Annotated in this window: 19 protein-coding genes; 4 read left to right on the top strand and 15 right to left on the bottom strand. The window is 64.8% G+C overall.

The window, feature by feature from the left end; all coding sequences use genetic code 11:
* The first annotated feature begins 57 nt into the window (after positions 1-57).
* A complete protein-coding gene (locus M1D44_RS03430; protein WP_024975061.1) occupies positions 58-942 on the top strand; it encodes a LysR family transcriptional regulator in 885 nt (294 codons plus the stop codon).
* Between the two features lie 32 nt (positions 943-974).
* Here the strand turns inward: M1D44_RS03430 and M1D44_RS03425 are convergent, their stop codons facing one another.
* Complete coding sequence (locus tag M1D44_RS03425; RefSeq protein ID WP_316853128.1) at positions 975-1,580, bottom strand: ferritin-like domain-containing protein; 606 nt, start codon at positions 1,578-1,580, stop codon at positions 975-977.
* Positions 1,581-1,784: 204 nt separating this feature from the next.
* On the opposite strand from M1D44_RS03425, the gene M1D44_RS03420 reads away from it, so the two are divergent.
* The 3 genes from M1D44_RS03420 (at position 1,785) to argH (ending at position 4,672) form a co-directional block, all read left to right on the top strand.
* Positions 1,785-2,432, top strand: coding sequence for an RNA polymerase sigma factor (locus tag M1D44_RS03420; RefSeq protein ID WP_024975059.1), 648 nt, complete (start codon positions 1,785-1,787; stop codon positions 2,430-2,432).
* Positions 2,432-3,151, top strand: a complete 720-nt coding sequence (locus tag M1D44_RS03415; RefSeq protein WP_024975058.1) for an anti-sigma factor — start codon at positions 2,432-2,434, stop codon at positions 3,149-3,151. The genes M1D44_RS03420 and M1D44_RS03415 overlap by 1 nt, the downstream gene beginning before the upstream one ends.
* Before the next feature lie 105 nt (positions 3,152-3,256).
* Positions 3,257-4,672, top strand: coding sequence for an argininosuccinate lyase (argH, locus tag M1D44_RS03410; protein ID WP_232040723.1), 1,416 nt, complete (start codon positions 3,257-3,259; stop codon positions 4,670-4,672).
* 70 nt (positions 4,673-4,742) lie between these two features.
* Here argH and M1D44_RS03405 read toward each other — a convergent pair whose 3' ends face one another.
* From M1D44_RS03405 to M1D44_RS03340, 14 genes are all read right to left on the bottom strand, one after another.
* Positions 4,743-7,022, bottom strand: coding sequence for an arginine/lysine/ornithine decarboxylase (locus tag M1D44_RS03405; protein WP_024975056.1), 2,280 nt, complete (start codon positions 7,020-7,022; stop codon positions 4,743-4,745).
* A gap of 73 nt (positions 7,023-7,095) precedes the next feature.
* The gene (gene dcd, locus M1D44_RS03400) at positions 7,096-7,662 is read right to left on the bottom strand and encodes a dCTP deaminase (protein ID WP_012762552.1); all 567 of its coding nucleotides are present in this window, start codon (positions 7,660-7,662) and stop codon (positions 7,096-7,098) included.
* A gap of 196 nt (positions 7,663-7,858) precedes the next feature.
* On the bottom strand, positions 7,859-8,734 hold the full coding sequence (locus M1D44_RS03395) for a formate dehydrogenase accessory sulfurtransferase FdhD (protein WP_024975055.1): 876 nt from the start codon (positions 8,732-8,734) through the stop codon (positions 7,859-7,861).
* 88 nt (positions 8,735-8,822) lie between these two features.
* On the bottom strand, positions 8,823-9,374 hold the full coding sequence (locus tag M1D44_RS03390) for a superoxide dismutase family protein (RefSeq protein WP_024975054.1): 552 nt from the start codon (positions 9,372-9,374) through the stop codon (positions 8,823-8,825).
* An 82-nt stretch (positions 9,375-9,456) separates the two neighbouring features.
* Positions 9,457-9,774: a hypothetical protein gene (locus tag M1D44_RS03385; RefSeq protein ID WP_024975053.1), complete on the bottom strand. Its 318-nt coding sequence runs from the start codon at positions 9,772-9,774 to the stop codon at positions 9,457-9,459.
* 35 nt (positions 9,775-9,809) lie between these two features.
* Entirely contained in the window at positions 9,810-10,973 is a 1,164-nt protein-coding gene (locus tag M1D44_RS03380; RefSeq protein ID WP_316684085.1) for a formate dehydrogenase subunit gamma, read from the bottom strand.
* 31 nt (positions 10,974-11,004) lie between these two features.
* On the bottom strand, positions 11,005-11,250 hold the full coding sequence (locus M1D44_RS03375; RefSeq protein ID WP_024975051.1) for a hypothetical protein: 246 nt from the start codon (positions 11,248-11,250) through the stop codon (positions 11,005-11,007).
* Positions 11,247-11,906, bottom strand: coding sequence for a formate dehydrogenase FDH3 subunit beta (gene fdh3B, locus M1D44_RS03370; RefSeq protein WP_024975050.1), 660 nt, complete (start codon positions 11,904-11,906; stop codon positions 11,247-11,249). Before fdh3B ends, M1D44_RS03375 begins: the two co-directional genes overlap by 4 nt.
* Before the next feature lie 16 nt (positions 11,907-11,922).
* Positions 11,923-14,928: a molybdopterin-dependent oxidoreductase gene (locus M1D44_RS03365; RefSeq protein ID WP_024975049.1), complete on the bottom strand. Its 3,006-nt coding sequence runs from the start codon at positions 14,926-14,928 to the stop codon at positions 11,923-11,925.
* A gap of 67 nt (positions 14,929-14,995) precedes the next feature.
* Positions 14,996-15,247: a ubiquinol-cytochrome c reductase iron-sulfur subunit N-terminal domain-containing protein gene (locus M1D44_RS03360; RefSeq protein ID WP_112183962.1), complete on the bottom strand. Its 252-nt coding sequence runs from the start codon at positions 15,245-15,247 to the stop codon at positions 14,996-14,998.
* Positions 15,248-15,481: 234 nt separating this feature from the next.
* Positions 15,482-16,153: a TorD/DmsD family molecular chaperone gene (locus M1D44_RS03355; protein WP_316853127.1), complete on the bottom strand. Its 672-nt coding sequence runs from the start codon at positions 16,151-16,153 to the stop codon at positions 15,482-15,484.
* Between the two features lie 45 nt (positions 16,154-16,198).
* Entirely contained in the window at positions 16,199-18,358 is a 2,160-nt protein-coding gene (locus M1D44_RS03350) for a 4Fe-4S binding protein (RefSeq protein WP_439004498.1), read from the bottom strand.
* Between the two features lie 82 nt (positions 18,359-18,440).
* Positions 18,441-19,001, bottom strand: coding sequence for a DUF3306 domain-containing protein (locus M1D44_RS03345; RefSeq protein WP_316853125.1), 561 nt, complete (start codon positions 18,999-19,001; stop codon positions 18,441-18,443).
* A gap of 11 nt (positions 19,002-19,012) precedes the next feature.
* On the bottom strand, positions 19,013-19,552 hold the full coding sequence (locus M1D44_RS03340) for a DUF3305 domain-containing protein (protein WP_316853124.1): 540 nt from the start codon (positions 19,550-19,552) through the stop codon (positions 19,013-19,015).
* Positions 19,553-19,561: the final 9 nt, after the last annotated feature.

The raw sequence follows: 19,561 nt of genomic DNA, 5'->3' as shown, positions 1-19,561 counted from the left end.
TTTGCATTGCAACGCTGCAGATTTGCATCACTCATCTACGCATATTCGGAGCCCGACGTGAACTGGGACAACGGACGCTTTTTCCTGGCGGTAGCGCGCACCTGTACGCTGCGCGGTGCGGCCCAGCGCCTGGGCGTGGATCAGGCCACGGTGGGCCGCCGCATCGCAGCGCTGGAAGACGAGCTATCGGCCAAGCTCTTCCTGCGGACGTCGACCGCGCTGGTGCTCACACCGGCCGGCGAAGCGCTGATCGGACCGGCCGAAGCAATGGAGCAGGCGGCACACACCATCGAGCGCCGCGTTGCCGGCATCGACGACCAACTCGCCGGCACGATCCGAGTGGCCACGACCGACACGATGGCAGCCACCTTTGTGTTGCCGGCCATCGCGCAGCTGCGGCAGCAGCATCCGGGCATCGACGTCGTCTGCATGGCGTCCAAGAGCATTGCCAACCTGACCAAGCGCGAAGCCGACGTGGCCGTGCGCACGCTGCGCCCGGATTCACCAGACCTCATCGCGCGGCGCATCGGCCAAATGGAAACCGGTATCTATGCGAGCCGCAGCTACGTCGCCGCGCGCGGCGAGCCTGAGGAAGGGACGGCCTTTGCGGGGCACGACCTGGTGCTTTACCCGCGCAACGAAGTGCCGTGGATGTGGGAAGACCTCTGCGGCGAGCCGATCACGCGCGGGCGCGTCGTCTTGCAGAGCAACTCGGCGCTGGCGCTGTTCGAGGCGGTGGCCGCAGGCATTGGGATCACCGAGCTGGTTTGCCGCCGCGCGCAAGCGTATCCACAACTGGTGCGCGTACTGCCAAACCGTCGGAGCATGCAGGACGTCTGGCTCGTCACGCACGCCGATCTGCACAAGACCGCGCGCGTGCGGGCCTTGCTCGATTGCATCGTCGAAGCATTCGACGCGCACAAAAAAACCGCCACACCGTAACGAGCAGCCGGTGTGGCGGCCCAACAAACCCTTTAGCTGATGAACGCCACCGGCACCGGGTCTTCACCCAGCACCGAGAGCAGCACCGCCCAATGCATTGCCTCGTCGCCCAGGATGCTGGCGGCGGCCTTGGTCAGGTCGCGCGTGTAGAAATTCGGCATCACGCCCAGGTAGGCCGAAGTGGCGCCCTTTTCCAGCCCGGCGGCAAAACGCAGCACGTCGGCCTGCGTCTTGAGCTGGCTGACCGGGAAGTTGTATTCCGCCACCTTCTTCTCCATGACCGGCGTACCACCCAGTTTGGACACCGTTCCCGCCAGCACCGCCGCGTGTGCCTTGTGGTGGCCCTGGAACTTCACAGCCGTCGCCAGCACGGGCTTTTGCAACAAGCCGCTTTCTGCGCCCACCTGATATGCGGCGATGGCTTGGTACTCCAGCCCAAGCGCCACGTTCAGGATGCTGATGTCGTCTTTCACGCTGCCTGATTGGGTCTGCGCCCAGGCAGGCATCGACTGGCCCAGCGACACCGCCGCCAGCGAACCCAGCGCCATCAGCCCCGGCGCGCGCAGCAGCACGCGGCGGCGCGCGTCGATGCGCGGGCTGTCACTCTCCAACTGATCCATCTCTTTGGTTGTGTCCATCGTCGGTCTCCTTGCATATGTGGGGAAAAGCGCGATCCGTGCGGTGCGTGATGGGAATCGCGGGCGTTTGTCCAGCGCCTGACCTCTTGTACGAAGCGCGCGCCCAACTGGATGCAAATACCTCAGCACCTTTCACGTGAATTCCCCCGGCAACCACGGTTTCTACTTACACTCTGGGCAGGACCGTCCACAAAAAGCTGCCCCGTGCTCACCTTCCAGCGCACCGCCGACGACCACGCCGCGCAAGACGCCGATCCGCCGACGGCGGCCGCGGCAGCTCGCTCCCAAAGCGCCGACGCGGAAGAGCTGGCGGCGTTGCTGCAGCGCATCGGCCTGGGTGACCGCGACGCCCTGCGCACGCTATATACGCGCTGCGCACCGAAACTGTTTGGGCTCGCGCTGCGTATCTTGGTCAGGAAGGACTGGGCCGAGGACGTCTTGCAAGAAAGCTTCGTCAACATCTGGCGCCATGCCGGCGATTACCGCCCGCATCTGGCCGCCCCCATGACGTGGATGACCACGATCGTGCGCAACCGTGCACTCGATTGCCTGCGCCGGCAGCGTGCCGAGCGCGTGCAGGAATCCGTGCCGCTGGATGACACCTACGCCGATGTCCTGGCCGACCACGCCCCTGGCCCGGCGGACCTCGCGCTCGCCGGCCAGCAAGCCCGCGCGCTGGCCGAATGCCTCAAGCGCCTGGACCCAAAGCAGCGCGAAGTCGTGTCGCTCGCCTATCTGCGTGACCTGTCGCACAGCGAGCTGGCACAAGCGCTGTCACTGCCGCTGGGCACCGTCAAATCCTGGATGCGGCGCGGGTTGGACCGCCTGCGCGAATGCCTCGGAGCACCGTAATGGACCCGCGCCGCCACCCCGATCTCGTCGACAAGCTGGCCGCCGAATATGCGGTCGGAACATTGCGCGACGGCGCACGCCGCCGATTCGAGCAGATCATTCGCCACGACGATGCCGTGCGTGCCACGGTCGAACGCTGGCAGCGCTATCTGGCCGACCTGCCGGCGCTCCAGCCAGCCACGGCGCCGCTGCCGGAAATTCTCTGCCGGGTTGAAGTGCAACTCGGCTGGCGCGAACCGGCGCCGCCGCGGAAAGCGGTCTGGCAGCGGCTCTGGCAAGGTACCGGCTTCTGGCGCGGCGCCACCGCAGTCGCGGCGGTGGTTGCGGCGGTGGCGATCGGGCTGAACCTGAGGCTGGCGCAGCAATTGCGCGAGGCGCCTGTCGCCAACGCCGTGGCCGTGCTGCAGGACGCGAAGGCCCAGGCGGCCGTCCTCGTCACCTGGGATGCGCGCACCGGCACGCTATCGCTCAAGCGGCTGGACGCAACGCCGCTCAACACTGAACAGGCCTTGCAGCTCTGGGCGCTGCCGCCCGGCGGGCATCCTCAGTCACTTGGGGTGATCGGGCACCAGCGCGCCGTGCGGCTGACGGTGGCGCAGCCGTTGCGGCAGGTCCCCGCACTGGCCATCAGCGTGGAACCGCGTGGCGGCTCGCCCAATCCGGAGGGACCGACCGGCCCCGTGGTCTTCAAGGGCGCGCTGATCGACAGCACGCTGTAGCCGGCTCTGGCGCGGGGGCTGAAAGTCCCGGCGGGCGATATAATCGCGGTTTCCTGAATTTGCGGCTGGCCCCTCCTGCTAGCCGCCTCCTCCAGCAGTCCGCCCATGACCTCCCAACTCGCCAAGAAGGCCGAAGCGTGGTCCGCCCGCTTTAACGAGCCGGTGTCCGATCTCGTCAAGCGCTATACCGCGTCGGTGTTCTTCGACAAGCGCCTCGCACTGTTCGACATCCAGGGCTCGCTCGCGCACGCCGCCATGCTCGCCAAGCAGGGCATCATCGCCGAAGCCGATCGCGCCGCCATCGAAAAGGGCATGGCGCAGATCCGCCAGGAGATCGAAGCCGGCACGTTCGAGTGGAAGCTGGACCTGGAAGACGTGCACCTGAACATCGAAGCGCGTCTGACCGCCATGGCGGGCGACGCCGGCAAGCGCCTGCACACGGGCCGCTCGCGCAACGACCAGGTTGCCACCGACATCCGCCTGTGGCTGCGCAGCGAGATCGACAACATCGTCGGGCTGCTCAAGGCCCTGCGCAGCGCGCTGCTGGACTTGGCCGAACAGCACACCAACACCATCGTCCCGGGCTTCACGCACTTGCAGGTCGCGCAACCGGTGGTGTTCGGCCATCACCTGCTGGCCTACGTCGAGATGTTCACCCGTGACACCGAGCGCATGCTTGACGCCCGCAAGCGCGTCAACCGCCTGCCGCTGGGCGCCGCGGCGCTGGCTGGTACGAGCTACCCGATCGACCGTGAATTCGTCGCCCAGCAACTCGGCTTTGACGGCGTGTGCCGCAACTCGCTGGACGCCGTGTCCGACCGCGACTTCGCCATCGAATTCTGCGCCGCCGCCGCGCTCGTCATGACGCACGTCTCGCGCTTCTCTGAAGAGCTGGTGCTGTGGATGAGCCCACGTGTGGGCTTTATCGACATTGCGGACCGCTTCTGCACCGGCAGCTCGATCATGCCGCAGAAGAAAAACCCCGACGTGCCCGAACTGGCGCGCGGCAAGACCGGCCGCGTCAATGGCCACCTGATCGGCCTGCTCACGCTGATGAAGGGCCAACCGCTGGCCTACAACAAGGACAACCAGGAAGACAAGGAACCGCTGTTCGACACCGTGGATACCGTGGTCGACACGCTGCGCATCTTTGCCGACATGGTGCCAGGCATCACCGTCAAGGCCGACGCGATGCGCGCCGCAGCTCTGCAGGGCTACGCCACCGCCACCGATCTGGCCGACTACCTCGTCAAGCGTGGCCTGCCCTTCCGCGATGCACACGAAGCCGTGGCGCACGCGGTGCGCGCGTGCGACGACCTGCGCTGTGATTTGGCAGACCTGTCCGTGGCACAACTGCGCGACATCTGCGGCCTGGGCGACAAGTCCGATCTGATCAGCGACGATGTACATGCCGTGCTGACGCTGGAAGGCTCGGTCGCCTCGCGCAACCACATCGGCGGAACGGCGCCGGAGCAGGTGAAGCAAGCCATTGCGTTTGCTCGGGCGGCGCTGGCTGAGTAATCTGCCGCACGCTGCAAACAAAAACGCCGCGCTGATTCAGCGCGGCGTTTTTGTTTTGCGTGGCTGAAACTCAGCGCACGCAGTCGACGAAATACCCCATCTTGCCGTCGACCTCTTCCTCGACCAGGCCGTGAATGTCGGTCTCGAAGCCCGGGAACAGCTTGTTGAACTCGCGTGCGAATTGCAGGTACTGCACGATCGTCTTGTTGAAGCGTTCGCCCGGAATCAGCAGCGGAATACCCGGGGGATACGGCGTCAGCAGGATGGCGGTGATGCGGCCTTCCAGGTCGTCGATTGCCACGCGCTCGGTTTCACGGTGGGCCATCTTGGCCCAGGCGTCCGACGGCTTCATCGCCGGTTCCATGTTCGACAGGTACATCTCCGTCGTCACGCGAGCCACGTCGTTGGCCTGGTAGACGCTGTGGATGCTGTCGCACAGCTCACGCAGGCCGATGCGCTCGTACTGCGGGAACTGGCGCACGAACTCCGGCAACACGCGCCACAGCGGCTGGTTGTTGTCGTAATCGTCCTTGAATTGCTGCAGCTCGGTCACCATCGAGTTCCAGCGGCCCTTCGTGATGCCGATGGTGAACATGATGAAGAACGAGTAGAGACCGGTCTTCTCGACGATGATGCCGTGCTCAGCCAGGTAACGCGTCACGATGGCGGCCGGGATTCCCGAGTCGCTGAACTTGCCGTCCACGTCCAGGCCCGGGGTGATGATGGTGGCCTTGATCGGATCAAGCAGGTTGAAGTCTTCGGCCAGGTTGCCAAAGCCGTGCCAACGCTCGTTGGCCTTCAGCATCCACGCTTCGCGGTCTTCGATGCCTTCGTCGGACAGGTCGTTCGGGCCCCAGACCTTGAACCACCAGTCGTCGCCACGTCCACTGCCGCCATTCGTGCCGACGTATTCCTGTTCCACCTTGCGCATGGCGCGGCGGAAGTCCAGCGCTTCGGCGATGCTCTCCTCCACCAGCGCAGTACCGCCCGGCGCCTCCATCATCGCCGCGGCCACGTCGCATGAAGCGATGATCGAATATTGCGGGCTCGTCGACGTGTGCATCAGATACGCCTCATTGAAGCGGTACGTATCGAGCTTGCGCGTTTCGGAATCCTGCACGAGGATCTGCGAGGCCTGCGACAAGCCGGCCAGCAGCTTGTGCGTGCTCTGCGTGGCAAACACCAGCGCGTCCTTGCTGCGCGGGCGACCGTGACCAATGGCGTGCATGTCCTCGTAGAACGGGTGGAACGACGCATGCGGCAGCCACGCTTCATCAAAGTGCAGCGTGTCGATTTCGGTCGACAGCATGTTCTTGATCATCTCGGCGTTGTACAGCACGCCGTCGTATGTGCCCTGCGTGATGGTCAGGATGCGCGGCTTCTTGTTCTTGGCCTGGCTGGCGAACGGGTGATCGGCGATCTTCTTGGCAATCGTTTCGGGCTCGAACTCGCTCTTCGGGATCGGGCCGATGATGCCGAAATGGTTGCGCGTCGGCATCAGGAACACGGGGATCGCCCCCGTCATCATGATCGCGTGCAGGATCGACTTGTGGCAGTTGCGGTCCACCACCACGATGTCGCCGGGCGCCACGTTGGCGTGCCACACCATCTTGTTCGACGTCGACGTGCCGTTGGTCACGAAGAACATGTGATCCGAACCGAAGATGCGCGCGGCGTTGCGCTCAGACGCGGCCACCGGGCCCGTGTGGTCAAGCAACTGGCCGAGTTCTTCCACGGCGTTGCAGACGTCGGCGCGCAGCATGTTCTCGCCGAAGAACTGGTGGAACACTTGCCCCACCGGGCTCTTCAGGAACGCCACGCCGCCCGAGTGCCCCGGGCAATGCCACGAATACGAGCTGTCCTGCGCGTAGTCGATCAGCGCCTTGAAGAACGGCGGCGGCAGTGAATCCAGGTAGTTGCGCGCTTCACGAATGATGTGTCGGGCCACGAACTCGGGCGTGTCCTCGAACATGTGAATGAAGCCGTGCAGCTCGCGCAGCACGTCGTTCGGCAGATGGCGCGAGGTGCGCGTTTCGCCGTACAGGAAGATGGGAATGTCGGCGTTGCGGCGACGCACCTCGGCCACGAAGGCGCGCAGGTTTTCTACCGCTTCCGGTTCGGGCTTGTCGTTGTCCGGGTTGATGAATTCATCGTCGTCGATCGAGACGATGAAGGTGGAGGCACGGCTCGACTGTTGGGCGAACGAGGTCAGGTCACCATAGCTGGTGAGGCCAGTAACCTCCATCCCCTCCTGCTCGATGGCCTGGGCCAGCGCGCGAATGCCCGACCCGGAGATGTTCTCGGAGCGGAAGTCCTCGTCAATGATGATGACGGGAAAGCGGAATTTCATCGTGGTTCCTTATGGATGAAGCTAAAGGCACCGCTCCGGATACGCCTGAACGCGCGGAAACGGACTACAAAAACTAGGTCTTGGGCAGCGTCACACCGTGCTGGCCTTGATACTTGCCACCACGATCCTTGTACGAGGTTTCGCATTCCTCGTCGCTCTCGAAGAACAGCACCTGCGCGCAGCCTTCGCCGGCGTAGATCTTGGCGGGCAGCGGCGTGGTGTTGGAGAACTCCAGCGTCACGTAGCCTTCCCATTCGGGCTCGAACGGCGTGACGTTCACGATGATCCCGCAGCGCGCGTACGTGCTCTTGCCCAGACACACGGTCAGCACCGTGCGCGGGATGCGGAAATACTCCATCGTGCGGGCCAGCGCGAACGAGTTCGGCGGGATGATGCACACATCGCCCTTGAAGTCGACAAACGACTTCTCGTCGAAGTTCTTCGGATCGACGATGGTGCTGTTGATGTTGGTGAAGATCTTGAATTCGTCGGCGCAACGGATGTCGTAGCCGTAGCTCGACGTGCCGTAGGAAACAATGCGGCGCCCTTCGGATTCGCGCACCTGCCCGGGCTCGAACGGCTCGATCATGCCGTGCTGCTCGGCCATGCGGCGGATCCACTTGTCGGATTTGATGCTCATGGAGCGTCCAGATACCTTGGATGAACAAATGGGGGCAGGCTTCGCGGTGCGAAAACTGTCCCCATTTGGTCACGCCAGCAGGCCGGCCCGCGGCTGGGGCCGGTTTGGAACGCGGATTGTACTCCCAAACCTGTGACGGAAAACCCCGTGGCGGCTGATGGCTTGCGCGGGCCTTATCCGAACAAACGCGGACAGATCAGCGGCCGGATTCCGCCGCCTGGGGCAGCTCCCCGCGCGGCCCGACCGTGCCGGCCACCTCCGGCTCGGCCACAAAACGGTCCCGCCCCGTGTAGAGCAGAAAGTGCCGCCCAGTGCACCGCGCAAACAGCGTCAGGTTGACCCGCTGCGCCATCTGGTGGCCCATCTGCGTGACCCCCGAGCGCGACAGCAGGAACGGAATGCCCATCTGCGCGCCTTTGATGACCATCTCGGAGGTCAGGCGGCCGGTGGTGTAGAAGATCTTGTCGCCGCCGCCCATTCCCTCAAGCCACATGAGGCCGGCGATGGCATCCACGGCATTGTGGCGGCCCACGTCTTCGATGAAGTGCAGCAGTCCGCCGTGCACATCGAACAGCGCGCAGCCATGCACCGACCCCGCTTGCTTGTAGATCGACTGCTGCAGGCGGATGGTGTCGACCACGCGATACAGCGTGGTCTGCGTCATGCGCGCGTCGGACGGCAGATGGATGGCGTCGATCTCGTCCATCAGCGAGCCAAACACGGTGCCCTGCCCGCAACCGGTGGTCACGGTGCGGCGGGCGGTCTTCTCATCCAGGTCTGCAATGCCGCCGCGCGTGGTGACGGCAGCGGATTCGGTTTCCCAGTCGACCTGGATGGAGGCGATGTCGTCGATGCTGCTGACCAGGCGCTGGTTACGCAGATAGCCGAGTACGAGTGCTTCGGGCGCGCCGCCCAGCGTCATCAGCGTGACCAGTTCGCGCTTGTCGAGGTAGACGGTGAGCGGGCGTTCACCGGGGATGTAGACATTGCGGGCGCGGCCCAGCTCGTCGAGCACTTCAACCTCGTCGAGCAGCGGAACGGAAGCGTTGGTCAGTTCAGGGCGCAGCGGCATCAATGTCTTCGTTCAAATAAAAATGCGCACGGCAAGCGTGCGCATGGTGCGGCTGGTACCTGCGCGAGCAGGTACCGCGTGCGGGCGATCAGTTCGCCACGATCACGCCGCAAGCGATGCGCCCGCCGGAATTGCCGGTGGGCTGGGTCATGTAGTCGTCCTTGCCTGCGTGGACGATCAGCGCATGGCCGACCAGGCTCGTGGGCCCAGGCGACAGCGTCACGCCGGAAAGAACGATCGAGCCGACGGCCTTGCCGTTGGCATCGGATTGCAGCATCGGAATGTCGCCGGCGTGGTGTGCGCCGTGGCGCGGATCACCGTGCTGCTGGCCGGTCGGGTTGAAGTGGCCGCCGGCGCTATTGCCATCCGCCGACGAGCAATCGCCCTTCTCATGCACGTGGAAACCGAACATGCCGTTGGCCGGCAAACCAGAAATATCCACGGCGATGGCAACCCGATTGTCGCCTTGCTGCGCGAGCTTCACGCTGCCTTGCACGGTACTGCCGCTCTTGGGTGCCAGCACGGCCGAGGCCGCCATGGCGCCGTCACCAGCATTAGCCGCCTTGGCCGTCGACGCTGAGTTCGATGCGCAGCCGGCCATCAGGCCGATCGCGGCGAGTGCAATCACGAGTTGCTTCATGTGTCACCTCCAGTCAGGGTTCACTCGGGGAGCGGACGATTGTACTGCCGGATGATGAACACGCAACATTGGCAACAGCGGTTCACCCTTTGGCCGCTGGTGCAGATGCTGGAGGCATGGGTGCGACAAACGGCCCGGGGTCAACGCACGGCGCGCCCGGTTGCGTATGCGCAGCCTTGCCGCCGGCCTGGTAGGACGCCGCCACCTTGTCCTGGGCCTTGCACGTCTGGAACGCGGCCACCTTGTCACCCCAGGCTGCCTTGGCCTTCGCCAGAACGGCCTGTGCCTTCTGTTCTTCCGTCGGTGCCGGCAGCTTGGCGCCGGCCAGTCCGCTTGTCAGGCTCAGCATGGCGGCAGCAAGTGCCATACCTGCGGCGCGGCTCAGAGCGGATGCATGCATGGTGAGGTTCCTTGATTCGGTGGCGGTCGATGGCGTCATGACTTGGCGGGCTGCTCGCTCGGCGCCGGCGGCGCAGGCGGTTGAGTCCGCTGCGCGGGGATCTTGCCGGCCTTGACGTCGTCGTACCAAAGCTCGTGATGCTCCTTCGCCCAGGCCTCGTCGACATAGCCATCACGCATTGCGCGGTAAGCCCCTTCCATCCCGACCGTGCCCATGTAGATGTGGCCCAGCGACATGCAGATCATGCCCACCGCCGCAATGGCGTGAATGACCTCGGCCAGTTGCATCGTGCTGCGGTAGTAATCCACGCCCGGGACGATGCGATCGAGCGTCCAGCCCGAGGCCGACAGGATCAGCCCGAACACGACGAGCCCGCCCCAGAACCAGAGCTTCTCGCCGGCATTGAAGCGGTGCGACGGCACTTCGGCGCCGTGCTCGCCGGCAAACATGCCGCCCAAGCTCAGCAGCCATTTCATGTCGCCGCGGCGCGGCAGGTTGTCCCCCACCCACATCACGAAGGCCAAGATGATGCTGACCGTGAAGAGCGGCCCCACCAGGTTGTGGAGATTTTTCAATATGTACGTCAGCCAGCCGAACAACTGGTGCCCAAGGATCGGCAGCAGAAAATGCTTACCCCACAGCATGACGATGCCCGACACGCCCAGCGTGACGAAGGAAATCGCCATCGTCCAGTGCACATAGCGCTCGGTGGGCGTGAAGCGCTCGATCTTGCGGCCGGTGGGCGCTTCCTTCAGGGGAATCGTGCCGCGCCACAGGAAAAAGCCCAGGATGAGCAGCGGCACCAGCACCACGAGCCACCCCCCCCACACGGTGATCACGCCGTTGCGGAACAGCCGCCATTTCTGCCCGGTGCGCTGGATCAGCACGCCGGCTTCCAGCCCGGGAATGCTGGCGTAATGGGCCTGATCGGAGTTGACCTCGCGCCAGACAGGCGCGTTGTTGCCGGGTCGTGCGACACGGCGTGCGGCCTGGTCTCGCGCCTCTTTGGCGAGATCGCGCTTCTGTAGATCAAATACGTTCTCCGAGACGACATTGGAGAACGGTTGCGCCGGTTGCACAGCCGGGTTGACGGGGGCATTGTTGGCGGCCGGCGCGCTGGCCGGCTGCTGAGCGCTCGCCAACGCCGCCGCTGCGCCGAGCAACACGGCCATCGCAAGGTGTTTCCAGGAAGTGCCCATGGACGAACCTCCGCTCGTACGTGTCATGGCGTCATGGCGTCTTGTTGTACTCGTTCTGGTATTGGCCGCGCGCGCGGATCTGGTTCTCCCAGCTCGTGCGGTCACCGGGCGTCCAGTTCTTGGCCATGAACGGATCGTCTTCCGCGCCCTTGTAGGCTGGCGCGTCGTCCTTGCGGTGCGAGGCAAAGGCGACTTGCGGGCGTTCGCCGCAGGCACCGAGCAACAGCGCAGCGCCCAGGGCGATCAGCAGGCTGGTCGATCGTGCTCTGGGGGTCATGATTTTGCTCCCGGCGTTGAAGCAGGCGCGGCCGGAGTAGCCGGCGCTGCCTGGCTGCCTTTGCCGTGCCCACCGCCGTAAGCCGTGCCCCATCCGAACAACTCAGCGCCCTTTCCGCGCTTCATGACCCGGTTACGCAGGATGTCGGAAATCACATCGCCATCGCCGCCCAGCAGCGCCTTCGTCGAGCACATTTCGGCGCACAGCGGCAGCTTGCCTTCAGCGAGGCGGTTGCGACCGTACTTCTCGAATTCTTCCTCGCTGCCGTTCTTCTCGGGGCCGCCCGCGCAGAACGTGCACTTGTCCATCTTGCCGCGCACGCCAAACGTACCTTGGCTGGGGAACTGCGGCGCGCCGAACGGGCACGCATACGAGCAGTAGCCGCAGCCGATGCAGACGTCTTTGTCGTGCAGCACCACGCCGTCTTCGGTGCGGTAGAAGCAGTCGACCGGGCAGACCGCCATGCATGGGGCATCGGAGCAATGCATGCACGCCACGGAGATGGACTTCTCCGCGCCGATCATGCCGTCGTTGATCGTGACCACGCGGCGACGGTTCACGCCCCAGGGCACCTCGTGTTCGTTCTTGCAGGCCGTGGCGCAGGCGTTGCATTCGATGCAGCGCTCGCTGTCACAGATGAATTTCATGCGTGCCATGTTGATCTCCCCGTCCTTATGCGAACCGCTCGATCTGGCAGACCGTCGTTTTCGTTTCCTGCATCATCGTCACCGAGTCGTAGCCGTAGGTCGTGGCCGTGTTGACGGCCTCGCCACGCACGATCGGGTGGGCGCCTTCCGGGTAGTAATCGAGCAAGTCCTTGCCCTGCCACCAGCCCGAGAAGTGGAACGGGATGAAGGCGTGATCCACGCCCACGCGCTCCGTCACCAGCGCGCGCACCTTGATCTGGGCGCCGGTCGGCGTCTTGACCCAGACAAAATCGTTGTGACGAATACCGCGGTCGGCCGCGGCCTTCGGGTTGATCTCGACAAAGTTCTCCTGCTGCAGCTCGGCAAGCCACGGGTTGGAGCGCGTCTCTTCGCCGCCGCCCTCGTACTCCACCAGACGGCCGGAGGTGAGGATGATCGGGAATTTCTCGTGGACCTTGTTCTCGATATTGCGCTGCTGCACTGTCTTGTACAGGGTGGGCAAGCGCCAGAAAGCCTTCTTGTCGTCGTGCGTGGGGTACTTGGCGACCATGTCGGGCCGCGTCGAATACAGCGGCTCGCGGTGCTGCGGAATGCCATCGGGGAAGTTCCACACGATCGCTCGGGCCTTGGCGTTGCCGAACGGGTGGCAACCGTGCTTCATCGTCACGCGCTGGATGCCGCCGGACAAATCGGTCTTCCAATTCTTGCCTTCAGCGGCCTTCTTCTCGGCGTCGGTCAGGTCGTCCCACCAGCCCAGTTTCTTGAGGAAGACGTGATCGAACTCGGGGTAGCCTGTCGTCAACTCCGAGCCCAGCGAGAACGAGCCATCTTCGGCCAGCAGGTTGACCCCGTCGCGCTCCACGCCAAAGTTGGCGCGGAAGTTGCCGCCGCCCTCCATCACATGCTTGCTTGTGTCGTACAGGTTGGGTGAGCCGGGATGCTTGAGTTCCGGCGTGCCGTAGCACGGCCAAGGCAGGCCGAAGTAATCGCCGGTGAGGTCGTAGCCGGTTTCGGCGTCCTTGCCGCCCTTGCAGCGCAGCGTGCGCACATCAAACAGATGCATGTTGCGCATGTGAGCCTTCAGGCGTTCCGGCGATTGCCCTGTGTAGCCGATCGTCCAGTTGCCGCGATTGATTTCACGCAGGATCGATTCGATCTCCGGCTCGCGCCACGTCATGCCGGCGCGTTTGTATTCGGTGATCTTGTAGTTCTTTGACAGCTCCTTGCCGAAGCCGAGCCGATCGGCAAACGCCTGCATGATCACGTGGTCCGGCTGCGATTCGAACAGCGGCTCGATCACCTTCTCGCGCCATTGCAGCGAGCGGTTGGACGCGGTGCATGAGCCCGACGTTTCGAACTGCGTGGCGGCCGGCAGCAGGTAGACGGCACGGTTTGGATTGGGCGGCGTGCCGTCGGCGGCGGGCATGTTGGCCATGGCCGCCGTGGCCGACGGGTATGGGTCGATCACCACGAGCAGGTCGATCTTGTCGAGCGCACGCTTGATATCCATCCCGCGCGTTTGCGAGTTCGGCGCGTGGCCCCAGTAAAAGACGGCGCGAACGTTGTTGTCCTGATCGATCAGATCATTCTTCTCGAGCACCGCATCGGCCCACCGCGAAACCGTGGTGCCCGACTTTTCCATCATCGCCTGCGAGGCGAAGCGGCCTTTGATCCAGTCGTAATCGAGCCCCCACACGGAGGCGAAATGCTTCCACGCACCAGTAGCAAGCCCGTAATAGCCCGGTAGCGAATCGGGATTGGGGCCGACGTCGGTGGCGCCCTGCACGTTGTCGTGGCCGCGGAAGATATTGGCGCCACCGCCCGACTTGCCGATGTTGCCCAGGGCCAATTGCACGATGCACGATGCGCGCACGATGGCGTTGCCGATGGTGTGCTGCGTCTGGCCCATGCACCACACCAGCGTGCTGGGGCGATTCATCGCCATCATCTCGGCGACCTTGTGCACCTGTGCCTCAGGCACGCCGCACACTTCCTCGACCTTGTCCGGCGTCCACTTGGCGAGCACTTCTTCTCGCACCTTGTCCATGCCGTAGACACGGTCATGGATGTACTGCTTGTCTTCCCAGCCGTTCTTGAAGATGTGATACAGCACGCCAAACAGGAAGGCGATATCGGTGCCCGACCGGATCCGCACGTATTCATCGGACTTGGCCGCCGTGCGCGTGTAGCGCGGGTCGACCACGATGACCTTGCAGCCTGTTTCCTTGGCATGCAGCAGATGCAGCATCGACACCGGATGCGCCTCGGCGGCGTTCGAGCCGATGTACAACGCGCACTTGGCGTTCTGCATGTCGTTGTACGAATTCGTCATCGCGCCGTAGCCCCAGGTGTTGGCTACGCCGGCCACGGTGGTGCTATGGCAGATACGCGCCTGGTGGTCACAGTTGTTGGTGCCGAAGAACGACACCCACTTGCGCATGAGGTACGACTGCTCATTGCTGTGCTTGGACGAACCCACGAAGAAGAACGAATCCGGTCCGGTTTCCTGGCGGATCGTGTTCATCTTGGCGACGATCTCGTTGAGCGCCTGTTCCCAGCTGATGCGCTGGTAGCGGCCGTCCACGAGCTTCATTGGCGTCTTCAGGCGGTATTCACCGTGACCATGCTCGCGCAGGGCAGCACCTTTGGCACAGTGCGCACCCAGGTTGATCGGCGAGTCGAATACCGGTTCCTGGCGCACCCACACGCCGTTTTGCACCACGGCATCCACCGAGCAGCCGACCGAGCAGTGCGAGCACACCGTGCGGCGCACAACGATGTCGCCCTTGCCTTCGGCGGCCTGGGCCTCACCCACCACCGATTTCTTGACCAGCGAAAGCTGCGTCGCGGCCAGCCCTGCGCCAACGCCGATGCCGGAGCGCTTGAGGAAGGTGCGGCGGTCCATGGTCGGCAGTGCGCCGGCCAGGCTGCGAGCCAGGCTGCCGGCAAGCGATGCGGCACTCTGGCCGTTTGAACGTCGAGCCGGTGCGGCTTTGGTGTCCTGTACCGCCGGTTTGCGGGTCAGAAGCATGAGGTCACCTGAGGATGTGGGATGCGTGCAATAACGATGGAGTAACAGCGGCGCGCGTGCAGCCGCGTCAGATCCACGTCGTCTTGTAGTACTTGCGGATGTGTTCGCTCAGCCGGTAGCCGGTGGCACCGTCATCAGCGGCGTCAGCCGGTGGCGAGGCAGGGGCGGCGGGCGCTTGCACCAGATGGCTGGCCGTGGCGGCCGTGCCTGCGGCGGCAGCGGCCACGGCGGCGCCCATCAGGAAGCGGCGGCGCGTGGGGGCGGATTCAGCGGAATCCGCCTCGGGGCGGGCGTAAGGGACGGTGTTCGGACCTGGCATTTCGATGCTCCCCGGCTCGTTCAAACCGATGACCGAATGTAATAGGAATTTTTGAACACATTTTAGGAGTAATGGCATGGGAAAACCATGCCTAAAACCCCTCACCCCGGGATTTTCCTGACGATTTACCGATGAATTTTTTCAATGAGTGCAGTTTGAATCGGTCCGCCGTGACGCTGGCGGGGCGTGGCTCTTGGTCTTCCGCCTAATTTTTCGACACGTGGACCATCGCCGTCACGCCAATTCCAGCGCGAGCCGCTCGACGTCGAAAAACGCTTTTGCCAATCCCGCCACGTCGGCATAAAACGCGGCGCGCGGATGCTGCAATACAGCATCACAAGCCGTATCGACCCACGGGGCCAGATGGCGCTGGAAAAAAACGCGCTGCTCTTCGATGTGGGCTACGGCAACATCGTCCCCGGCGATGAGGTAACGCATGACCTCGCACAGCGTAGCAAGGTGATCTTCGGTTTCCGTGACGCCCTCGGCACGCTCCAGGCCGTAGCGGCGCAGGTCGTCGCGCAGCACCACGAGCGGCTTTTCGTTCATGAAACCGGCTTGGTAATACGAGCCGTACAAGAACACTTCGGGCTTGCCGACGCCGATAAACAGTTCGGTGTATTCGTCGTCGGCCTGCCCTGCGGTGGTCTGGCCGGCGCGGGCGACAAGCTTTCGCCACGCCTGGGTAAGTGCGCTGCTGGCGGCGGCTTCCGCATCGGCCGGCGCGATATCGTCGTCGCCTACCGGGTCCAGCGGCGCGGCGGCAATGCGCTGCAGCAAATCGGCGTCTGCCGCATGGAAGAACAGCGTGGCCAGCAGGCCGTACAGGTCCGCACGGGCGAGATCCTCGGCGCTGTCGGCAGGGGTGGCGGCGGGCTGGAATTGCAGGGGCTGGGCGTCGGTCATGGGATCAGGAATCGGCTTCAATGCACGGTGTTCGGTGCGCGGTCTTCAGTGCGGGGCGCCGGGACGTTCGCCGTGCTGCATCATGTCGATCACGCGGCAGTCGCTGCACATCTTGAGGCGCTCGGCGGCGGCGCCCGAAAACGCCGGATGCTCGCCCAGCTTGGCGAGCATCGTCGTGACCATCTGCGCGGTGCCGAACGGCTTGTTGCAGCGGATGCAATGGAACGGCTGCGCCTCGTTGAGCGTGACCGATTGGCGCGCTTCGGCCGACAGGTTCAGACGCGGCACAAGAGCGATGGCGCTTTCAGGGCACGTGGTTTCACACAGGCCGCATTGGACGCAGTTGCGCTCGATCATGGCCAGCACCGGGCGCTCGGCCTGGTCGCGCAGCGCCTGCGAAGGGCACGCGCCCACGCAGGCCATGCACAGTGTGCAGCTTTCGCGGTTCACGGTGATGGCGCCGAACGGTGCCCCGGCCGGCAGCGGGATGACGGCATCGGTGGCCTGGGCGTGGCGCGCAAGATGGTCGAGCGCAAAATCCAGCGTCTCGCGCTTGGCAGCGGCCACCGCAAAGGTGGCGGCCGGCATGTCACGGCGCAAGCCGCGCAGCGGGCCCGACACGTCAGCACAGCCCAAGCGCGTGTCGAGCGCAGCCGCATCCGCCACGTCGATCAGCACCACGCCCGCCTCATCCGCCGGTTCGCCCAGCCCCTGCAGCACGGCCTGCGCCACGGCAACCTGCTCAGCGAGCATCGCGCGGTACTGCGGTGCGTCGTCTTCCGTCAGCAGGATGGCGATGCGCGCGGCGCCGTAAGCCAACGCTGCGAACCACAGGTCCAATCCCGTCGATGCCGCATGGAAGACCTCGACCGGCAGCACATTCACCGGCACGCCCTGGGCCTTGTCGATACGCGCGGCCCGGCCCAGTTGCTCGATCAGCGTGCGGCCGCGCCCACCGTTATGCAGCAGAACCACGGCATCACGTCCACCTGCCGATGCATACGTGCTCAGCAGCGTCTTCAGCTTGCGCCCCTGGTAAGGCGCGCTGGGGTAGGCATACGTGATGGCACCCGTCGGGCACGCGGTCGTACACGCGCCGCAGCCCACGCACAGATTGGGCGTGACGTGCACGCTGCCACGGCCGTCCTTCCACTGCGACGCAATGGCCGACGCAGAACACACCTTAACGCAAGCGTCGCAGCCCACTTGGCCGTTACGCCCGTGCGCGCAGATGGATTCCTTGTATTGGAAGAACTTGGGCTTCTCGAACTCGCCCACCATTTGCAGCAGTGCCAGCGATGCCGTCAGTTGGCGGCCCGCGTCTGCGCCCGCGTGGAAGTACCCCTGCGGCGGCTGGTGCTGCGCAAACGCCGGCGCATCGTTCAAATCGAAGATCAGGTCGAATGGGCCGGATAGCGCCTGCGGTGCATCCACACGGCTGAAATCGATGGCCATCGCATCGCCGCACGCTTTTACACACGCGCGATGGTCGCGGCATGCGTCCAGATCGATCTGGTAAAGCGCGTCGATGGCGCCTTCGGGGCAGACATCGATGCAGGCGTTGCAGCGGGTGCAGCGGTCCAGGTCGATCGGATTGCGGTTGCGCCACTTCACTTCGAACGTGCCAAGCCAGCCCTTCACCTCCTGCAGTTCGCCCGCGTGGACGGGCCAGCGGCGCTCCATCGACGGGACAAGCGGACCCTTTGCGCGGTCGCGTCCGGTGACGAGCACCGTCACGCTCAGTTGGTCGGCCAGCCGTTCCGCCCACGGCATCGCTCGCTCGGCAGGACCGACGATCAGTACGTGGCCGTCGGACCGGTAGTCGACCACGGGCACCGGGTCCGGCGCCGGCAACCCTGCCACGGCCAGCAGCGCCGCTGTCTTGGCACGGAAACCGCGCGCATCGCGCCTGGCCCCCGCCGACCACCCGCCCGTTTCGCGCACGTTGACGAAATGGATCGGCGCGGTCACGCCCTCGTGCTGCGCGGCCACTTCTGCAAACAGCGCCTTTTCCTGCGTGCAGGCGACGATGACGTCTTCCGAGCCATTCAGCGCCTGCGTGAACGCGCCGATCTCGCGGCGGCACAGCAGGTGGTGCGTCTTGCCCGGCGCGTCGATGGCGGCGGCGGACTCGCGCAGGGCGTCGCCCACCGCATCGGCATCGATCGGCATGGTGTGATTGCAACTGCAGAGCAGCGTCGGCATGGATTTGTGCGTGAGCGCCCACGTGCATGGCGCGGGCTGTGGGGACATGGCCGCACGGTCTTTGCCGCGCGGTCTTCTTTTTTTATTCTACGGACGGCGGCTTAGCACCGCCATGCGGGGTTGCCTGGGCGGGGTCGTCCGGGAAGGGCGATTCGGCATCGCCAGGTTCACGCGGTATCTCGCCGGTCACAGCGGGCGAAACATCCGATACCGGTTCGACTCCTGTCGGCGCAGCCGCCTCCTCTTCCAGCGGCTCGAACAATCGCAATCCCGCCGTATGGCGCAACTCGCGCAACATCTCAGGCGGGATCGGGTCGGGCTGCGAATAATCGTCGATGTAGGTGTCGAGCCCGTCCATCACATTGAAGTGCGGATCGGCGAAGAGCTTCTTGAGCGCGGCGCGCTTGACGGCTTCGTCCACCCCGCGCGCGACGAAGGGCGCGAAATCATCGGATGGCGTCAGCTTGGCGGCGTCTTCCAGCGTGAGCGGGGGCGGCGCCTCGGGCGAGGGCTCGGGCGGCGACACTTCGGGCACGACGACGGGCACCGGCTCCGCGGGCGGGGCCGCTTCGGGTTCGGGTTCGCCCCGCCGCTCGGCGGCCTTGCGGCGCGACCAGCGCGAGAGGAAAGTTTCGTCGCTCACGGCAGCTTCGCTCAGAACTTCGCGCGGTCTTCCGGCGGCAGGAACGACTCCGGCCGGCGCCGCTTCTTCGGCTCAGGCCGGTAGTTTTCAGCCACGTACGCCTGCAGCCACTCCAGCGCCGCGGCGTCCAACGGCACGTTTTCGACCGTCTCGCCACCGTCGAGCCAGCGGCCGGCCTCGTTGTAGCTGAGCGAAACCGTATGCGGAATCGCCCGGCCTTCGTCAGCCGTGCCCGATTCACCCAGGCGCCACAGCACAAACCAGCAGGGCGCGGCGGAAGTCACGTTCAGGTAGTAGCCTTCGGCCTCGTCGCGAAACAGCGTGACGGAGAAGCCGGGCGTGAGCCAGCGCTCGTCGCCCTTCTCATCGTTGGCGCGATCCAGGCAGCGCGGTGCGGTGCCGTATTCGCCCAGATCGGGCACAACAGCCTCCAGCCGCCACTGGAACGGCTGCCAGCGGTTGGCCGTCGGGCGGCGGCACAGCACCACCGCCACCCGTACGGACGGGCGCTCCGTCTGGCGATCGTTGGACAACCGCTCGCTGGCATCCATGATTTGCGC

The sequence above is a fragment of the Ralstonia sp. SA306 genome (genome assembly GCF_054792405.1).
Note: the sequence above shows the minus strand (reverse complement) of the source record. Positions and strands in the feature narration are given on the sequence as shown.

Excerpts from the sequence above, each read along its gene's own strand:
- M1D44_RS03360 (WP_112183962.1), bottom strand. The coding sequence starts at position 15,247 with ATGCCAGGTCCGAACACCGTCCCTTACGCCCGCCCCGAGGCGGATTCC.
- M1D44_RS03415 (WP_024975058.1), top strand. The coding sequence starts at position 2,432 with ATGGACCCGCGCCGCCACCCCGATCTCGTCGACAAGCTGGCCGCCGAA.
- M1D44_RS03350 (WP_439004498.1), bottom strand. The coding sequence starts at position 18,358 with ATGCCGACGCTGCTCTGCAGTTGCAATCACACCATGCCGATCGATGCC.
- M1D44_RS03380 (WP_316684085.1), bottom strand. The coding sequence starts at position 10,973 with ATGGGCACTTCCTGGAAACACCTTGCGATGGCCGTGTTGCTCGGCGCA.
- M1D44_RS03340 (WP_316853124.1), bottom strand. The coding sequence starts at position 19,552 with ATGGATGCCAGCGAGCGGTTGTCCAACGATCGCCAGACGGAGCGCCCG.
- argH (WP_232040723.1), top strand. The coding sequence starts at position 3,257 with ATGACCTCCCAACTCGCCAAGAAGGCCGAAGCGTGGTCCGCCCGCTTT.
- M1D44_RS03365 (WP_024975049.1), bottom strand. The coding sequence starts at position 14,928 with ATGCTTCTGACCCGCAAACCGGCGGTACAGGACACCAAAGCCGCACCG.
- M1D44_RS03395 (WP_024975055.1), bottom strand. The coding sequence starts at position 8,734 with ATGCCGCTGCGCCCTGAACTGACCAACGCTTCCGTTCCGCTGCTCGAC.
- M1D44_RS03375 (WP_024975051.1), bottom strand. The coding sequence starts at position 11,250 with ATGACCCCCAGAGCACGATCGACCAGCCTGCTGATCGCCCTGGGCGCT.
- dcd (WP_012762552.1), bottom strand. The coding sequence starts at position 7,662 with ATGAGCATCAAATCCGACAAGTGGATCCGCCGCATGGCCGAGCAGCAC.
- M1D44_RS03355 (WP_316853127.1), bottom strand. The coding sequence starts at position 16,153 with ATGACCGACGCCCAGCCCCTGCAATTCCAGCCCGCCGCCACCCCTGCC.
- M1D44_RS03385 (WP_024975053.1), bottom strand. The coding sequence starts at position 9,774 with ATGCATGCATCCGCTCTGAGCCGCGCCGCAGGTATGGCACTTGCTGCC.
- fdh3B (WP_024975050.1), bottom strand. The coding sequence starts at position 11,906 with ATGGCACGCATGAAATTCATCTGTGACAGCGAGCGCTGCATCGAATGC.
- M1D44_RS03405 (WP_024975056.1), bottom strand. The coding sequence starts at position 7,022 with ATGAAATTCCGCTTTCCCGTCATCATCATTGACGAGGACTTCCGCTCC.
- M1D44_RS03425 (WP_316853128.1), bottom strand. The coding sequence starts at position 1,580 with ATGGACACAACCAAAGAGATGGATCAGTTGGAGAGTGACAGCCCGCGC.
- M1D44_RS03390 (WP_024975054.1), bottom strand. The coding sequence starts at position 9,374 with ATGAAGCAACTCGTGATTGCACTCGCCGCGATCGGCCTGATGGCCGGC.